Source organism: Pseudomonas sp. AC083 (assembly GCF_979253165.1).
On sequence record NZ_CEEDDH010000001.1, the window covers coordinates 701,456 to 717,629 of the forward strand.

At 56.0% G+C, this 16,174-nt stretch carries 17 protein-coding genes; 8 read left to right on the plus strand and 9 right to left on the minus strand.

The window, feature by feature from the left end:
• Positions 1-572: 572 nt before the first annotated feature.
• From gspD to gspG, 5 genes are read right to left on the minus strand one after another with little or no spacing between them, the layout of a single operon-like run.
• Entirely contained in the window at positions 573-2,954 is a 2,382-nt protein-coding gene (gene gspD, locus AC0IXA_RS02940; protein ID WP_471811580.1) for a type II secretion system secretin GspD, read from the minus strand.
• Complete coding sequence (gene gspM / locus AC0IXA_RS02945) at positions 2,951-3,499, minus strand: type II secretion system protein GspM (RefSeq protein ID WP_471811582.1); 549 nt, start codon at positions 3,497-3,499, stop codon at positions 2,951-2,953. The genes gspD and gspM overlap by 4 nt, the downstream gene beginning before the upstream one ends.
• Positions 3,492-4,613 (minus strand): type II secretion system protein GspL, encoded by a 1,122-nt coding sequence (gene gspL / locus AC0IXA_RS02950; RefSeq protein ID WP_471811584.1) that lies wholly within the window; start codon positions 4,611-4,613, stop codon positions 3,492-3,494. The genes gspM and gspL overlap by 8 nt, the downstream gene beginning before the upstream one ends.
• Entirely contained in the window at positions 4,610-5,530 is a 921-nt protein-coding gene (gene gspK / locus AC0IXA_RS02955) for a type II secretion system minor pseudopilin GspK (RefSeq protein ID WP_471811586.1), read from the minus strand. Before gspK ends, gspL begins: the two co-directional genes overlap by 4 nt.
• 47 nt (positions 5,531-5,577) lie before the next feature.
• The gene (gspG, locus tag AC0IXA_RS02960; protein WP_217864936.1) at positions 5,578-6,003 is read right to left on the minus strand and encodes a type II secretion system major pseudopilin GspG; all 426 of its coding nucleotides are present in this window, start codon (positions 6,001-6,003) and stop codon (positions 5,578-5,580) included.
• 190 nt (positions 6,004-6,193) lie between these two features.
• Between gspG and gspI the strand changes: the two genes are divergently transcribed.
• On the plus strand, positions 6,194-6,580 hold the full coding sequence (gspI, locus tag AC0IXA_RS02965) for a type II secretion system minor pseudopilin GspI (RefSeq protein ID WP_471811588.1): 387 nt from the start codon (positions 6,194-6,196) through the stop codon (positions 6,578-6,580).
• Between the two features lie 463 nt (positions 6,581-7,043).
• Here gspI and AC0IXA_RS02970 read toward each other — a convergent pair whose 3' ends face one another.
• Complete coding sequence (locus AC0IXA_RS02970) at positions 7,044-7,403, minus strand: DUF6124 family protein (RefSeq protein ID WP_016774969.1); 360 nt, start codon at positions 7,401-7,403, stop codon at positions 7,044-7,046.
• 673 nt (positions 7,404-8,076) lie between these two features.
• Here AC0IXA_RS02970 and AC0IXA_RS02975 point away from each other — a divergent pair.
• The 3 genes from AC0IXA_RS02975 to AC0IXA_RS02985 are packed head-to-tail and all read left to right on the plus strand — an operon-like array spanning position 8,077 to position 9,569.
• On the plus strand, positions 8,077-8,574 hold the full coding sequence (locus AC0IXA_RS02975) for a PAAR domain-containing protein (RefSeq protein ID WP_125927373.1): 498 nt from the start codon (positions 8,077-8,079) through the stop codon (positions 8,572-8,574).
• Between the two features lie 3 nt (positions 8,575-8,577).
• Positions 8,578-9,183 carry a lysozyme family protein gene (locus tag AC0IXA_RS02980; RefSeq protein ID WP_201278865.1) on the plus strand — a complete coding sequence of 202 codons (606 nt, stop codon included), beginning with the start codon at positions 8,578-8,580 and terminating at the stop codon, positions 9,181-9,183.
• The gene (locus tag AC0IXA_RS02985; protein WP_471811590.1) at positions 9,180-9,569 is read left to right on the plus strand and encodes a hypothetical protein; all 390 of its coding nucleotides are present in this window, start codon (positions 9,180-9,182) and stop codon (positions 9,567-9,569) included. Before AC0IXA_RS02980 ends, AC0IXA_RS02985 begins: the two co-directional genes overlap by 4 nt.
• 157 nt (positions 9,570-9,726) lie before the next feature.
• Here the strand turns inward: AC0IXA_RS02985 and AC0IXA_RS02990 are convergent, their stop codons facing one another.
• Positions 9,727-10,086 carry a DUF6124 family protein gene (locus AC0IXA_RS02990; protein WP_471811592.1) on the minus strand — a complete coding sequence of 120 codons (360 nt, stop codon included), beginning with the start codon at positions 10,084-10,086 and terminating at the stop codon, positions 9,727-9,729.
• Positions 10,087-11,108: 1,022 nt separating this feature from the next.
• On the opposite strand from AC0IXA_RS02990, the gene AC0IXA_RS02995 reads away from it, so the two are divergent.
• The 4 genes from AC0IXA_RS02995 to AC0IXA_RS03010 are packed head-to-tail and all read left to right on the plus strand — an operon-like array spanning position 11,109 to position 14,010.
• A complete protein-coding gene (locus tag AC0IXA_RS02995) occupies positions 11,109-11,573 on the plus strand; it encodes a TIR domain-containing protein (RefSeq protein WP_471811594.1) in 465 nt (154 codons plus the stop codon).
• Positions 11,567-12,199: an Nmad2 family putative nucleotide modification protein gene (locus tag AC0IXA_RS03000; RefSeq protein WP_471811596.1), complete on the plus strand. Its 633-nt coding sequence runs from the start codon at positions 11,567-11,569 to the stop codon at positions 12,197-12,199. Before AC0IXA_RS02995 ends, AC0IXA_RS03000 begins: the two co-directional genes overlap by 7 nt.
• A gap of 3 nt (positions 12,200-12,202) precedes the next feature.
• Entirely contained in the window at positions 12,203-13,339 is a 1,137-nt protein-coding gene (locus tag AC0IXA_RS03005) for a pyrophosphatase (RefSeq protein WP_471811598.1), read from the plus strand.
• Positions 13,336-14,010 (plus strand): uracil-DNA glycosylase, encoded by a 675-nt coding sequence (locus tag AC0IXA_RS03010; protein WP_471811600.1) that lies wholly within the window; start codon positions 13,336-13,338, stop codon positions 14,008-14,010. Before AC0IXA_RS03005 ends, AC0IXA_RS03010 begins: the two co-directional genes overlap by 4 nt.
• 146 nt (positions 14,011-14,156) lie before the next feature.
• Here AC0IXA_RS03010 and AC0IXA_RS03015 read toward each other — a convergent pair whose 3' ends face one another.
• The gene (locus AC0IXA_RS03015) at positions 14,157-14,726 is read right to left on the minus strand and encodes an SLOG domain-containing protein (RefSeq protein ID WP_471811602.1); all 570 of its coding nucleotides are present in this window, start codon (positions 14,724-14,726) and stop codon (positions 14,157-14,159) included.
• Between the two features lie 2 nt (positions 14,727-14,728).
• Positions 14,729-15,871: a toll/interleukin-1 receptor domain-containing protein gene (locus AC0IXA_RS03020; RefSeq protein ID WP_471811604.1), complete on the minus strand. Its 1,143-nt coding sequence runs from the start codon at positions 15,869-15,871 to the stop codon at positions 14,729-14,731.
• Positions 15,872-16,174: the final 303 nt, after the last annotated feature.

Here is a 16,174-nt window from a genome sequence, read left to right on the forward strand (position 1 = left end):
CCTGTGGCGAGGGGATTTATCCCCGTTGGGCTGCGAAGCAGACCCAAACCTTGAGAACCGGTTTCTCCAGGCAAATCGCATGTGCCCGGTTTACGACTGCTATGCAGCCGAGCGGGGATGAATCCCCTCGCCACAGTCATCATCTCAGTCAAAACCCGGTGCTCCCTTCGATCGGTACCGGGGCAATGGAGCCTTCTGTAGCAATGAGATCCCCTGTGGCGAGGGGATTTATCCCCGTTGGGCTGCGAAGCAGACCCAAACCTTGAGAACCGGTTTCTACAAGCGAATCGCGTGTACCGGTTTTACGACTGCTGCGCAGCCGAGCGGGGATGAATCCCCTCGCCACAGTCATCATCTCAGTCAAAACCGGGTGCTCCCTTCAATCGATGCCGTGGCAATGGGATCCCCTGTGGCAATGAGATCTCTTGTGGCGAGGGGATTTATCCCCGTTGGGCTGCGAAGCAGACCCAAACCTTGAGAATCGATTTCTCCAGGCAAATCGCGTATACCGGTTTTACGACTGCTGCGCAGCCGAGCGGGGATAAATCCCCTCGCCACCGTCATCATCTCAGTCAAAACCGGGTGCTCCCTTCGATCGGTACGGCTTTGATCGTGGCGCGTGGGCCTGATGTCGGCCCCGGCGCTGGCACGCCTTGCGCGGCGCTTGGCAGTTGCGGCGCCTGCATGTCGGGCATCGCCCAGCTGCGTTCCGGTTGCAAGCCGCCCTGGGCGCGGCGCATGAAGTCGTAGCGGTTGAGGGTGATGCTGCGCCCCGCTTCGCTGTCGCGGATGATGTACGGGCGCAGGAACACCATCAGGTTGGTCTTGGTGATCGCCCGGCGTTCGTTGCGAAACAGCGCGCCGATGCCCGGCAGGCTGCCCAGCCACGGCACGGCATCATTGCTCTGGCTGTAGCCGTCTTGGAGCAAACCGCCGAGAACCATGATCTGCCCATCGTCGAGCAGAATGCTGGTATCAATCGCCCGTTTGTTGGTGACGATGCCCGCCGCGGTCACGCTGTTGGACGCGCGCTCATCGATGCTGCTGACTTCCTGATAGATATCCAGCTTCACCGTGCCGCCCTCGGAAATCTGCGGACGCACGTTGAGCTTGAGGCCGACCTCTTCGCGGGTGACGGTCTGGAACGGGTTGTTGCTGGTGCCCCCGCCGCCGGTGACGTAGCTGCCGCTGACAAACGGGATGGTCTGGCCGACAAAAATGCTCGCCGCTTCGTTGTCCAGCGTCAGCAGGTTTGGTGTCGACAGCACGTTGGTGCCGCCCTTGCTCTTCAGCGCCCGCGCCAGCACTTTCAGGTCGAGAATCTTGCCGATGCCGGGAATGTCGACCGTGCCGTTGACATAGCCAAGGTTCAAACCCTGCGGCAGCACGTCGATGCTGTTCTTGGCCCCCGTGTTGAGACCCGCGCCGCCGAGATTGGCGCCACCGATCATGCCCTTGCCGCCGAGGTTACCGGTCTGCCATTGCACACCGAATTCACTGGCATCGTCCTCGCCGACCTCGACAATCAGACTCTCGATCACCACCTGCGCACGGCGCTGATCCAGCAAATCGATAACCTCACGCAGATTGCGATACAGCGGTTCCGGTGCGGAAATCAGCAGCGTGTTGGTGGTGGCATCGGCCTGAATCGTCACCCCGCCAGCGCTGAACGCAACGTTCTGTTCGCTGCTTTGCGTACCGCCACTGCTGCTGCCGCCGCCACTGCCCTGGGCATAACTGCCGCCGCTTGCGCCGCTGCCAGTCGTCGTTGAAGTGCCAGTGCTCGGCGTGCTGCTCTGGCCGTTCTGCCCGGCGTTGCCGCCGGTGCTGCTGCCCATCGCGCTGAGTACCGACCGCGCCGCGTCGCTGCTGCCGCTGTCACTCTCGCCGGTGAGCAAACCGCGCAAGGCTTGGGCGAGTTTCGCCGCTTGGGCGTTGCGCAGATAAACCACATGCAGATTGCTCGGATTGCTCTGCGCGTTGTCGAGTTTGTAGATCAGGTTGCGCGCCAGCTCGGTGCGCTCGGGGCTGCCGGCGCGGATGATGATGGTGTTCGAGCGCGGGTCGCCGATCACGGCGATTTTCTGCGTCGGATCATGGCCCGGCGCGTCGAGCAAGTCGGCCACCATCGGCGCGATATCGGCGGCGATGCCGTTCTGGATCTGCACCACATCGGTGTCGATCGCGCTCGGCGTGTCGATGCTCTCGATCAACTGCGCAACGCGGGTGAGGTTCTCGGCGTAATCGGTGATGACCACGGTGTTGTTGCCCGGATAGGCATTGATCGGATTGTTCGGCGAAACGATCGGGCGCAGCACCGGGATCAGGTTCACCGCGTTCTCGTATTGAAGGCGAAACGTGCGCGTGAGCATGCCGTCGCCGGCAGGTTTGTCGGCGCTGTAGATCGGCCCGCCGAGCAGTTTCGCGTCGGCCTCGGGAACCACCTGCGCCACACCGCCGACATCGACCACGCTGAAGCCTTGCATGCGCAACGCCGCGAGCAGCATGTCGTAGGCCTGACGGGCCGGCACCTGACCTTCCGAGACCAACGTCAGATTGCCCTTGACCCGTGGATCGACGAGAAACTGCTGGCCGGTGGCCCGCGACAGCGCCCGTACCACCGCCTGAATATCCGCCTCGACAAAATTCAGCGTCACCGGTTGCTCGCCCAACGGATTGCGCGCAACTGCATTGCTCGGCGCAGGACCACCACTGCGCCCACGCTGGCTGATGTTATGCAACTGCTTCGGCACCGGCCGCGCCTGAGCCTGCGCCCGTTCGCGATCGGCCACCGCATCGCCGCTGCGCTGGGTGTTGGCCAGTGGCCGCCCGAGTTCGCTGTCGACCAACAGCGGCGGCTGATTCTGCGGCGCCGTGGTGCTGTTGCACGCGCTCAATGCCATCAGCAACAACGGCAGCGCCAGACGTGCCGGTTTGCAGCGTGACTCCTTCATGAAGCTTCCTTAGCGCCCTGCGCCTGATCCATGCGAACGGTGCCTGACAATGTGCCGGCGGTGACATCGGTCGAGGTTTCGTTTGCGCGTTGCAACTGCGCTTCGACGACCTGCAGAGAAAGTTGTGACGGCTGGCTGAGCAGCCAGTCGAGCAGCGCATCGGCCGGCGCGGCGTCGACATTCAGCTGCCACCCGCCACCCTCCGCCGCTTGTAATTGGTAATGCCCGGCGAGCCCCGCCGCTTGCAGACTTTGCTCCAGCGACTGGTCAACGCTTTGCCCCTGCGGCCGCACATTGACGCTGCGCAACAGCACTTCCAGCGCCTCGGTTTGCGCGCGCAACTTGGGCGTTTCGTTCTGCCAAAAAGTGATCCTGGCCAATGGCGGCTTGACCAGCGTCAGCCAGATCAGCAGACCGACAAGCACCAGCGCCATGCCGCCGACCATGCGTTTTTCACGCAGCGCCAACGGCTGCCAACGCGCCTGCAACTGGCTGCTGAAGCGCTGCCCACGCGCACGGTAAATCGCCAGCGTCGCCCTACTCATCGTCTGCTCCGCTGTCGTCGTCTTCGTTGGTGTTTGCGCTGGATTCATCGCTCGGGCGCAGCGTCCAGCCTGCGTCATCGGCAGTGACGCTGATGCCGGCCTGGGCCAAGGTGTTTTGCCAATCCTTGTCGTTGCCGCCACGGTTTGCATCGCTGAGCAAGGCCAGTTGCAAAGCGCCGTCACGGTAGCTCAGGCGCTCGACACTGCCAGCCATGAACGGCATGCCCGTGCCGGCCTGCAACACCAGTCGATTGAAATTTTGCGCCGGGTCATCGACCGCGCCTTTTTGCCGCTGCTCGAGTTGCTGACGCGCCTGTTGCAGCGGGTTGAGAATCACCGGCAATTCAGGAAACGCCTGCTTCACCCGCTGGCTCATTTGCGCCTTGAGCTGCTGGCCCTGCCGAGCTTCGCGAGCGGCGTACATATTCAGCCCGATCACCCAGACTGCCACGGCCAAAGCCACACACCCGACAGCGCGCCCCCAGCCACGTTGCTCGCCGCCGCTTTGCTGCAGGCCGCCGTGCAAACCCCAACCGGGCAATGCACCGATCCAGCGTTGTGCTGATCCGGCTTCAAACGATGCCTCATCAACTTCGTCACCGAGCAACGGCTCAACCTGCGCGCTGTTCAAACTCTCGCGCCGGAGCAAATGCCCGTCCGCCACACAAGCGACAACACCGGGCGCCACTGGCAGGCTATACGGCGCCGGATACAAACCGCGCAAACTCAAACCCGCTTGCTTGAGCACCGCAGCCAGAACCTGCAAATGCAGCCGCGAGACCCAGGCAATCTGCACCTGCCCGCTTGCATCGCGAGGGCTGTGGCCGATATGCATCTGGGTGCTGTCGCCGAGCATCAATGCCTGCGCCGCGCACTGCACAGCGGCCGCCGTTTTGTTCGCGGGCAGCGGCGGCAGATCAATGCTGGCGAGCAGGCTGTCGGCCGGATGCAGAAAACACAGCAGCGGTGGTTGCTTCGGCCGTTGCCCCAACTGACTCAAAGTGAGCCGTTCCTCACGACTGACCTGCCCCTGACGATCCAGCCAGGCGCAGCTCACTTCGCTGTGCAACTCCAGCTCCGCCAGCGGCGGCAACCCGACGCGCAACTGACTCATGCGCCCACCCGCGACCAGATCACCTGCGGCAGGCGATCTTCGCTGCGGTGCAGCAAAGCGTCGAGGCTGACCCGGCGCTGATCACGCCGCGCTTCACCGCGCAAACGAAACCAGTCACTGGTGATACCGACCTTGACGCTGCTCATTTCCAGCTGCGGCATGCGCAAGCGGTTCACGAAATCCCCGCGATTGATAAACCAGCGCCCGGCGTCACGCTCGGCAATCAACGCCGTCGCCCGCTCCAGCGAAAGCCCCGGCACATACGCCGCCAGCACCTGCGCCGTCGCGGTGTTGCCGTTAATCCACGTCGTCGCCGGAATCACCGTCACGTACAGCGCCAGTTGGCCGATCAGCGCATCGGTCACGCCTTCGACGCTGCGCAAATCATCCAGCGTGCGCAGCATCGGCACCTTCGGCGGTGGCGGTTTGTGATCGGCATCCGGCGAAGTCGCGCGGCCGCTGTCGAAACCTGCTTTGCCCGTCGCGCCAATCTGCGCATTCAGCAGATGCGGATACCCGGCAATCACCCGCTGACGGATGCGCTGGCCGACAACGGCGCTCACACCGATCAACTCGCACAACCGCTCGAACGCCTGCACCTGCGCCTCATCGATGCGCTCATTGGCGACCAGATTGCGCAGGTTGAACTTGCCCTGCTCGTCCTCCAGCCGCCCGGCAAAACCCGCCGCCATCAACGGCTGCGCCCAAGGCTGATCGCGCCGGGTCAACGGATCACGCAGGCGCGCATCCCACAGTAACTGCCGGCTGATCTCCAGACCACCCTGCGCGACCCAACGCCCCTGCACCCGCTGCTGATCGGCCTCCAGCGCCCGGGTCGCCACGCTCTGACGCGTCAACATCCCCGCCGCAATCACCGCCACCACGGCGGCGATCAACAACGCGCTGATAATCGCCATGCCCCGTTGCTTCGCCCCGTTGAGCGAACCTGTGTTCACGGCCGGCCTTACAACTGCCAGGAACCGATATCGGCATTCACGCCATCGCCGTCCGGCTGGCCATCGGCGCCAAGGGAAAAGATATCGACCTCACCATTCGCGCCCGGGTTGAGGTACTGATAAGGCCGGCCCCACGGGTCATTCGGCAAACGCTCCAGGTACGAACGCCAGTTGCTGTTCTTCGCATCCGCCGGCCGTTCGACCAACACCTTCAGCCCCTGATTCATGCTCGGATACGTGCCGTGATCGAGGCGATACAACTTCAACGCCTGCATCAACCCGCCAATATCCTGCTTCGCCGCCGTCGCCCGCGCCTGATCCGGCCGGTCGAGCACCTTTGGCACCACCATCGCCGCCAGAATCCCCAGAATCACCACCACCACCATGATCTCGATCAAGGTAAAACCCTGCTGGCTACGTAGCTTGTGCGACATACGCGGCGACTGACTGAGCGTGTTCAAAGGTGCGATATCCATCTCGACATTCCTTGGCTTGATCCGAATTCGACGCGCAGTGTTGCAAGAAGATATGTCAGGGATGTTGAAAATCCTCGGGTGTTTCCGTCGTCAAGCCGTCAAGGACGGGGGTTAGCGTCGAGGGCTGGTTTTTGCTTTTGGGCCATGTATGCGCGCGCAAACGCGAGAGGAAGGATTCACCCTGATTGAAGTGCTGGTGGCACTGGCGATCATCGCCGTCGCCATGTCCGCCGCCGTGCGCGTCGCGGGGTTGATGACGCAGAGTAATGGGCTGTTGCGGGATCGATCGATCGCGCTGATTGCCGCGCAGAGCCGGATGGCTGAGCTGCGGTTGGAGGGGCGATTGCCGAATGGGATGAAGGCTGTTGAATGTGATCAAGGAAGATTGTTGTTGCGCTGCGAACAGGTGATCGCCAGCGCAGAGAATGGACGGTTGCTCAAGATTGGAATCCAAGTATTTGATCGCAATCAGGATGCGCCGCCGTTGGCCAGACTGGAGACCCTGTTGTCACGGCCAGGAAGCCCCTCACCCTAGCCCTCTCCCGAGGGAGAGGGAACCGATTCGGGGATGTTCCAGAGATACGCCGACCTGAACGTATCGCTCTGAATCCATAATCAACGCGGTCGCTCAGGTCGATGTAAAACGCAAGACACCTCGGTCGGCTCCCTCTCCCTCCGGGAGAGGGCTGGGGTGAGGGGCTTTTCTGCCGCGGTGCATAAGCATCAAAAATCCATAATCAACACGCTCGTCCAGGTCGATGTGCAACGCAAGACACCTCGGTCCGCTCCCTCTCCCTCCGGGAGAGGGCTGGGGTGAGGGGCTCTTCTGCGCCGATGTCTGAGCATCACAAAGCCATAATCAACGCAATCGTCCAGGTCGATGTAAAACGCAAGACACCTCGGTCGGCCCCCTCTCCCTCCGGGAGAGGGCTGGGGTGAGGGGCTCTTATGCCGCACCTAAAATCCCAAGGCCCAGCGCCGTACCAAGGCCAACAACATCACCCCGCCACCTCCAAATTATCCATCACCCGATTCACCGCCAGCTCCCCCAGCATGATCAGTTGAGCAACCCCCAACAACGCGCGCCGCTGCGGCGCTGGCAACAAACTGGAAATGTCCTGAGCAATCGTCTTCGCCGAAGCAAGCGTTTCACTTGCATCAGCCAGCAATTCTTCATTCTTAGTATCCGCCGTCACCGCATACATCCCACGCGCCTTACGCGGCGGAGGCAGGAGATTGTTTGGCGACAGGTAATGATCGAGCGCACGGTCAGCGGCTTCGTGGAGCTTGTTTGAATCGAGGGATTCGTAGGGAGACGTGGGATCGGTTTCGGGTGGGTTGGGTGTTGGTTTGATCATGGTGAAGCTCCTTGATTATTGGAGCCGCCACGTTTCGCTGCGAAACGAAGAGAGGTGGCAGCTGTACGCAGGTTCGCAGACCGGGAATCAAGGAACCCGGCATACCCGAAGGTATCCCGCGCACAGCCGCCATAAAGCACCATTGCCAAAAATGACAACGGACTGGAGCGCTGTGCGCCTTGATTGATCCGGGCTGCGAAACCCGATCGCCGATTCGTCAGCGACCGCACCACAATAGAACCCGTCCCCTAGGCGCACAAGCCGGCGGATTCTGGCGTAGCTGTAGGCAAAGGCGCAAGGATATGTAGCTTGGGAGCGTGACTGGAGATGTCTTTTTAAACGTTGGTGTTCAACACGTCCTATCGCGCTCCGATTTCTAAAAACGATCCGTCATCCGTTGCCAGGGATTACCTTAGCTCGCCCGGTCTTTATGACGCCAAACAGTCAACTAATAATTTGTAAGTAGATATTGAGCGCATCGCCTGCCTCGGGCATGCTGCGCGCAGCACATTTACATGGACAGTAAAAACGTTATGCACCCCTCCAAGGATATGCCCATTCTTCTCACGTACACGCTGGACACCACCGCACTATTTTGGCAGCCGATATCCATCGCCCCCTTATCGACTCCATTCAGGCCAAGGAAAACTGAAACTTTGAAAAGGAATTATTCATGAGTGGCAAACCCGCTGCGCGAGTCACAGATCCAACCAGTTGCCCGCTTCCTGGGCATGGCACAAACCCTATTGTCAGCGGTTCGCCCAATGTGAATTTCGATGGCCTTGCTGCCGCTCGAATGACAGATAAGTCCGCGTGCGGTAGCCCAATCACGGGCGCCGTCAGCAGTACGGTATTCATCAATGGGCTGAACGCTGCGACTAAAGACAGTATCGGCGGCCACGGCAACGTGGTTATCGGCGGATCCGGCACGGTCATTATTGGCGACACCGTCGTATCAGCGCCCTTCAGCGGTCTGCTGCCAATGCCGGTGCACTTTAGTGACAAGTTCAGACTGGTTGACCAAGAGTCTGGAAAACCGTTAGCCAATTTTGAATACGCCATTCAACGCGCTGACGGCAGCATGGAGCACGGCGTAAGTGATCCGATGGGATACACGCACATAGTGAGTTCGCACCTGCCTGAAACCATCAAGCTGTTTCTTGAGGATTAAGGCATGGCTGAAGTGATTAGCAAAAGTGGCAGAAAGATGTCTCCCGTCGCCACGCGAGAAGTGACGGCCGTCAAAGACACCACCCCAAAAACTGTAGCGCTGGACGCTAAAAAACAGATAAGACGGGCAGAGAATGAAGAGTATTTGAAGGATAAGAACGTAAAGGCCTTTTTGGCTGCCATCGCCAAAGCCGAAGGCGGTGACTACCACGCGAAATATGGATACGGCTGGGCAAAGGGCTTTCAGACCGGGAAATGGACGTTCACTGATGAATCAACCCATCCTGGCGCCGGCTTCGGCGGATCCACAACGGCATCGGGCTTGTATCAGATAACCATTGCCACTTGGCGCGAGTATGGCGGAAAGATGGGGTTGACCGATTTTACGCCTCATACGCAAGACCTTATCGCGGTCGACATGCTGCGCACCCTGGGTGTGATCGACAAGATCAAGGCCGGCGACATTCCAGGCGCGATGCCGAAAGCAGCAACAAGGTGGGCGGCACTTCCCGAAGGTCCCGGCAAAAAGAATCACTACCCCCCGCAACATTACGTCGAGTATCCGGAGTTTTTGTCCAGCTACAAAGCCGCTGGAGGAACAACCAAATGAAGGCTTCAACCCTCGTATTTGTGGCACTTTATTGCATGGGTGTCAGCGCAACGTTTGCCGATGACTCACAGGCGTCAAACGACAAGCGCGGGCCAGCAGGCATCGTCGTCGGTGAGCGTTTGGCTGCGGCCAAGTCCAAGCTCGTCAAACAAGGATGGAAGCCAACGCCGATGCACACCACCGACGGGTATGAATACAGTGGCGTGGAGAAGGAGCTGGCTACACGCAAGTACTTCGAACTGGACACCTGCTCGTTTGATAGCTCGCGCTGCATCTTGTACTACTCAAAGAAAGGCGCTTGCCTGCGCGTCGATACCATCGGTGAGCAGTTCAACGACATGACGGTGACGCGATGGACCGGTGAATGCCCTGAAGCGGCTGAATAATCACGTAAAACTAAACCGACCCGCTCCCACAGGTTTCAGCGACGAACACAACGTCCCTGATTAACACAAAACCCTGTGGGAGCCAGCCTGCTGGCGATAGCGGATTATCAGGCAGCAGAAACAGCGCATCTGCCATCGCTGCCTGCCCAGCTCCACATCAACCCGGCAACTCCAAATTATCTAGCGCCCGATTCACCGCCAGCTCCCCCAGCATGATCAACTGCGCAACCCCCAACAAAGCCCGACGCTGCGGCGCTGGCAACAAACTGGAAATGTCCTGAGCAATCGTCTTCGCCGAAGCAAGCGTTTCACTTGCATCAGCCAGCAGTTCTTCATTCTTGGTATCCGCCGTCACCGCATACATCCCACGCGCCTTGCGCGGCTGAGGCAGGAGATTGTTTGGCGACAGGTAATGATCGAGCGCGCGGTCGGCGGCTTCGTGGAGTTTGTTGGAATCGAGGGATTCGTAGGGAGACGTAGGATCGGTTTCGGGTGGGTTGGGTGTTGGTTTGATCATGGTAAAGCTCCTTGATGACTGGAGCCGCCACCGTTCGCGGTCAAACAAACAGGGTGGCAGCTGTACGCGGGTTGACCGACCGGACATCAAGGAATCCGGCACACCCGAAGGTGTCCCACGCACAGCCACCGCAACAGAAATTCAGACAATACCTGAATACGTGCAGAACGCTGGCGCGCCTTGATATTGGGCGGACGGTCAAATCCGATCGCTGATTCGTCAGCGACCGCACCACGATAGAACCCGCTCCCTAGGCGCACAAGCCGGCGGATTCTGGCGTAGCTGTAGGCAAAGGCGCAAGGATATGTAGCCTGGGAGCGTGACTGAGGATGTTTTTTAAACATGGGTGTTTATCGCCCTTCGTCGTGTCCTCTTTACCCTTATACCGATTAGGCATCTCATACCCGATGCTAGCGAACACCCCGCTCGGGAAGAAAACCACAACGCTCAACAACCTCGCCCTCTTGAACCTAGCCACTCCAAACCGCAGATCCCCAATCGATATTTCAGTAATCAATGATCCATCCGCCCTAATCTGCAGTCAGGCACTCTATCGTCACGGTAGCAAATACATCGCCCTTTTTTCCGGCCAGTGATTTCCAGAGCGATTACCCGACAAGCGCTGCGTTCATTGCACAAAAGCTATCGATGATTGGCTTTCGGTTGCTCGATCATCTTCAGCGCGTGACATTGGCAATACTGTCCCTAACGATCCGAAGCTCCTGCAAGAAACAGATATTCACTTGAATTGACTGCAATTCTTAATATTCATCTGGGTTTTCTCAATGGTCCTAGAGCACCATTTGGATAGAAATCGAAACAACGCTATGGCGGCATGGCGAGAGAGCCACGTACCAGTTGACCTTCATGGTGGAAATCGGTCCGCCACGCCCCATAGCGCGACGCATCTTCGCTGTGGCCAAATGACATTATTAGCGCTACATTTCTTTTCGTGGCGCCACGGATGATGCTTGAAACCAGAAGGCGCCGAAACCATGCGATGCGAATGGAGGTGACAGGTGGTGGAGAAAAGGAACGTTTTTATCAGTCACGTTCACAAGGACGATCATGGACTAAAAAAACTCAAGGATTTGCTAGCTCCAAAAGGACTGGAGGTAAGAGACTCTTCCATCCATACAGGGAAATTCAATAATGCTACCGATGAGCAATATATAAAGACGCAGATCCTCGCTCCCGCCATCAACTGGGCGGGTATATTTATATGCTACGTTTCCCCCCAGACTAAGAACAGTGACTGGGTTAACTGGGAGATCGAATATGCCGCAAAGCAAGGGAAGCGTATTGTAGGTGTTTGGGAGCATGGCGAAAAAGAGTGTGATCTTCCTAGTTCTTTGACTGAGTATGCCGACGCACTGGTTGGATGGAATGGAGATTCCATCATTGAAGCCATCAACGGGAAGGACTCTTGGGAAAAACCTGACGGGAGTGATTGCGAGCCAGTGCCATTGAAGAGGCATCCATGTTAATGCCTCGTATCTATTCTTATGTTGTTCGGTATGACAGTGGATTCGCTCCTAACCCCTTCTATAACTACTGCACGCTAGCAACTTGTAAGCCAAAAATCCGAAAAGGAGCTCAAATTGGTGACTGGGTAATCGGTAGTGGTAGTAATGATCGAAATGTCCGACTTGGAGGACATCTCGTTTATGCAATGCGTGTAACTGAGGCAATGACATTTGATGAATATTGTTTAGACCCTCGATTTGAGGCAAAAAAACCTTTCCGCAAGGGTAGTCGAAAACAAAGCTGCGGAGACAATATATATTTCCGGGCTGCGGTTGGGGAAGATTGGCAGCAGCGAGATTCGTTCCACTCCCTTCCAGATGGTTCGGTCAACTTGGATCACGTGGCCCGTGATTCAGGTGTCAACAGAGTGCTTATTAGTCAGGACTTTGTATATTTTGGGGGAAGTGGGCCAGAGTTCCCCGACAACCTGAAAGACCAACAAGGTCGCGATCTATGTAAACAAGGCATCGGGCTTACCACCTTTGATGATGTCCAACTAATTTCGAATCTTGAAAAATGGATTAGAAGCTTTGGCGTTCATGGTTATCAGGGCGCTCCATTCGAATGGCTGACTATTCGCAGGTGACCGATGAAAAAGGAAGGATCTCTACTGCTCTCGGATTATGCTGCAGAAATTGCAGATACAGACGTGCTTGATTCAAGCGACTTTAATCCCATTCTTCAGGGCCTATATGGAGAGGTCGGCGGAATAATGGCTACCGCCAAAAAGAGTGTTCGAGAGGGGACGGCTTATCCTGGCTTCAAAAAGGCAGCAGAAGAGGAGTTTGGCGATACACTTTGGTATCTAGCTGCAATTTGCAGGCGCCTGGATATTTCTCTTGAAGATATATTTTCGGAGGCAGCAAATCATGGAAATTTCCGGAATGTAGGGGCCGCGAGTGATGTAGCTGATGGTGCGCTGGCTTATATAGCTGTGCCTGTTGATTCTGCCACTTCTTTAGATGACACATTAGTTTGCCTTGGGCAATCGGCTGCAGCACTACTCGGAAACATCCCTACCCGTCACGATTTGACTAATTTCGCACGGGCTTTTCTTGACTCTATGCACGCGGCCAAGCTTGCATTTTCGGAAGTTGCTCGCGGCAATATCAGGAAGGCTCGCGGCGCATTTATAGAACCAGAAGCACGAGATTTAGTTGGCCTAGATTTCGACTGCAATTTTGGCATCGAAGAGCAACTTCCTAGAAACTTCAGAATACGAGTGAATCAGCGGGGAAGTGGAAAAAGCTACCTACAGTGGAAGGAAGTATTCATTGGTGACCCTCTAAGTGACAACATTGCTGACAGTGACGGTTACCGCTTCCATGATGTTTTTCACTTTGCTTATGCAGCAATCCTGCACTGGTCACCTGTAACTCGAGCACTGATCAAGCACAAACGAAAGAGTAATCCTAGGTATGATGAAGAGCAGGACAATGGTCGAGCCACCGTTGTAGAAGAAGGGGTTTCGGCGTGGATATTCTCTAGAGCGAAGGATCTAAATTTTTTTGCCGACCAAGACAAGGTTTCGCTTGGCCTTCTCAAGACAATTGGCGAATTTGTGGCTGGTTATGAAGTAGAGAAATGCCCGCTGAAGCTCTGGGAAAGGGCAATTCTGGATGGCTATACTGTGTTCCGCCAGCTTAAGGCGAACGAAGGCGGTTGGATCATTGGGAACCGTGAAGAACGCACTATCACATACATGCCGCTTGAGTCTAAAAAATGAAGATCCACCCATTTGTTGGTGCAGTAGCGTCTCTGCAGTTTGAAGATTGCTTCAATCCGTATTCAGATCGTTGCGAAATTCATGATCGACGTGATGCACCGCGTCGCCGTGCGACCGCTCTGTCCGCGGTGTTGCGTAGTGCACTTGAGGAACCTGTTGACGCCATATGGATTGGTAGAGACCTTGGATATCGCGGAGGGCGCCGTACAGGGTTAGCCCTTACTGACGATATTCACATAAGTGAGCATGCCCGAAGGTGGAATCTTGAACTGGTTCCTGAGCGACCGACTATAGGAAATGCTGTGGCCGAACGAACAGCTGCGGTCATATGGGGAATGCTTGAAAATATTGACGCGCGCATATTTCTGTGGAACGTCTTTCCTTTACACCCGCATGAACCAGGAGATCCGTTCACAAACAGACAGCACAACGCTCGTGAAAGACAAGCAGGCGAAGAGCTACTCCAGCAGCTCATCACATTGCTTCAGCCATCTCGGATAGTGGCGATTGGTAACGATGCTGCGGCTGCGGCAAATCGTATCACTAATTCACTGCCCGTGATCTGCGTGAGACATCCAAGCTATGGAGGCCAAACACAATTTCAGAAACAAATTACGGAACTTTACGGACAATCTATAAGGAGTAGCGGCTCATTGTTCGATAGAATTTGATTTTTTAGAACAGATTTCTTCCGCCATCAAAATCCTATCGATCACGGCTATCATCGTTAGCGCTTTCACCTAATATGAACATGCAAAATGGGAGGATGTATCGCAACCACCCTCCCAATCGCTCGAAAGTTTCAATCCGCAACACTTCAAATATTGTCCAAGTGCATGTGAAATATCTGTACAAAGTCCACATCATTAAGATCCGCCTCTGAAAAACAGCCGAGACTCTTGGCCAAATCCAAGGCAGCGCCGCCAGGGGACGGTACAGGTAGAATCTTAGCTGTTGGATGGAAATTCTTAAAAAGCTCAAACTCTTGCTCCACACCTTCCATACCACCAATGAAGACAGCTGCAACTAAGTCATCGCGCGAGAGCATCTTTTCTCGCATTAGCAGCAAACTCGCATCTAACCCTTCAGGTTCTGCGTCGATAAAAACAACATTTCTAAAGTGATCGTTCTCTTCCGGGTAGCGATCATCAAAAAATCTGCTCTGATACAGAATCACTGCCTCACTATAATCGATACCCAAGTCCTCGCATATACTCCAGATCATGGGGGTGATAGCGGGATGCCCTCCCCAAACAATCTTATGCTGACGAATTACGGATATAATGAGTTCTCTTACAGCACACTGGATTAGGAATGGATTGGCGGTTTCGTGATACGAACCCCGGTTTATAAGTGGAACGCTGGCTGAAAGAAAAATTGCACCCACGTTTAAAACTCCCAGTCCGCAAATTGCCATCCGGCTTCGCTAGCTTTGACCCATCTTGCAGAGCGAATGTGCTGCCCAAGCCAGTCTAAATGGCCTTGCCATCGGGGATGTAATCCAACATGATCGTATACAACGGCGACGGATTGATCTGGCGAATTACTGGACGCGTCGTGCAACGTAGTGGACGTTGGAACACCTACTGTAGGATAAACGACGACATTTCGTCCGTCTGGAAGTTGGATATATACCGCCTTGTTAGGCCCAACTCCGATGAACTGTCCGCCAATCGTTTGAATAGCGTTTCGCAAATTACTCACTAGATTTACGGAACGCACTGCATGGCTTTGACTACGAACCTCTTCAATCTGTAAGCAGATTCGCTCTATGGCGCTTTCTGCGAGACGCCCTGTAGCATCATCCACTTCTTCAGCTAACAGTTCAGCACGACTGGCTGTGGATGTTCGCAAAGATGGCGTGCAGTCGGGCCAACCTACCCGTAATACACTAATGCCTTTAGCCAAGGCCCGTCCGAACTCTGCGCTAGTCCATCGGCTTACAAAATAGCCAGGTGTGTCAAGCATCACCAGGACGTCGGAATCGCAAAGTCGATGCCATAGCATCGTCTGAAAATCCTCCGCAGGTGCAATACCATGCGTATCGAGAAATACATCGAATAATCGAGACGACAACGCATCGAAGAGCTGTAACGCTGCCTCACGGGCCTCGCTTCGGCGGTAGCTTACAAATACTCGGCGCTGGCGAGGTAGTAACCCTGCACACTCAAGTAACGCGGTGGCGATTCGCTGTGGCCCGTTTGGGGTATAGGCTAAACAGTTGATGGGACGCAGTACCTCAGGAATCTCGGCGTTCACGCTCTCAACGTTGGACGCTATTGGAAGTATCGGGATACCTCGCTCCAGTAGCTTGACTATATTTCCGAGGGGAGGACTCTCACCACCGAAAAATACCGCGGCAGCAGAGCACTGTTGGTCGGGATTGAACGCTTGCGGGCCTATCTCCCACCCAACTTCATTGCCTAGTCGTAGATTGAACATGCCAACCGCAGATTCGACGATTTCTTCAAGCTCAGAAATCTGGGCGGGAGTGGGTGAGCCAAGCACTGCGAGTTGGTAGAGGGCGGCCATACTCTTCCTTGTGATTTCAGCGGCGACGTTGTTGGTCGAAATGCTTACCCATATGAACAAAGAAACAGAAAATCAGCAAGCAGGCTGAATCGACCCGAATTTGATAGGCAGATTCGAACAACAGTAATCCGTCGAAAATGCACACAGATAAACTTTGCTCTGCATTCACTCAGTCGTAGAGGTGGTTGAGCTATTACCCTAATCACCAAGAGAACGTAAGTTCCGCCTCGCAAATCAGTGCCGAGTCATCTTCGGCAACTCGGGCTCCTCCCCCAACCTCTCAACCCCCAACCGCACCCTCTC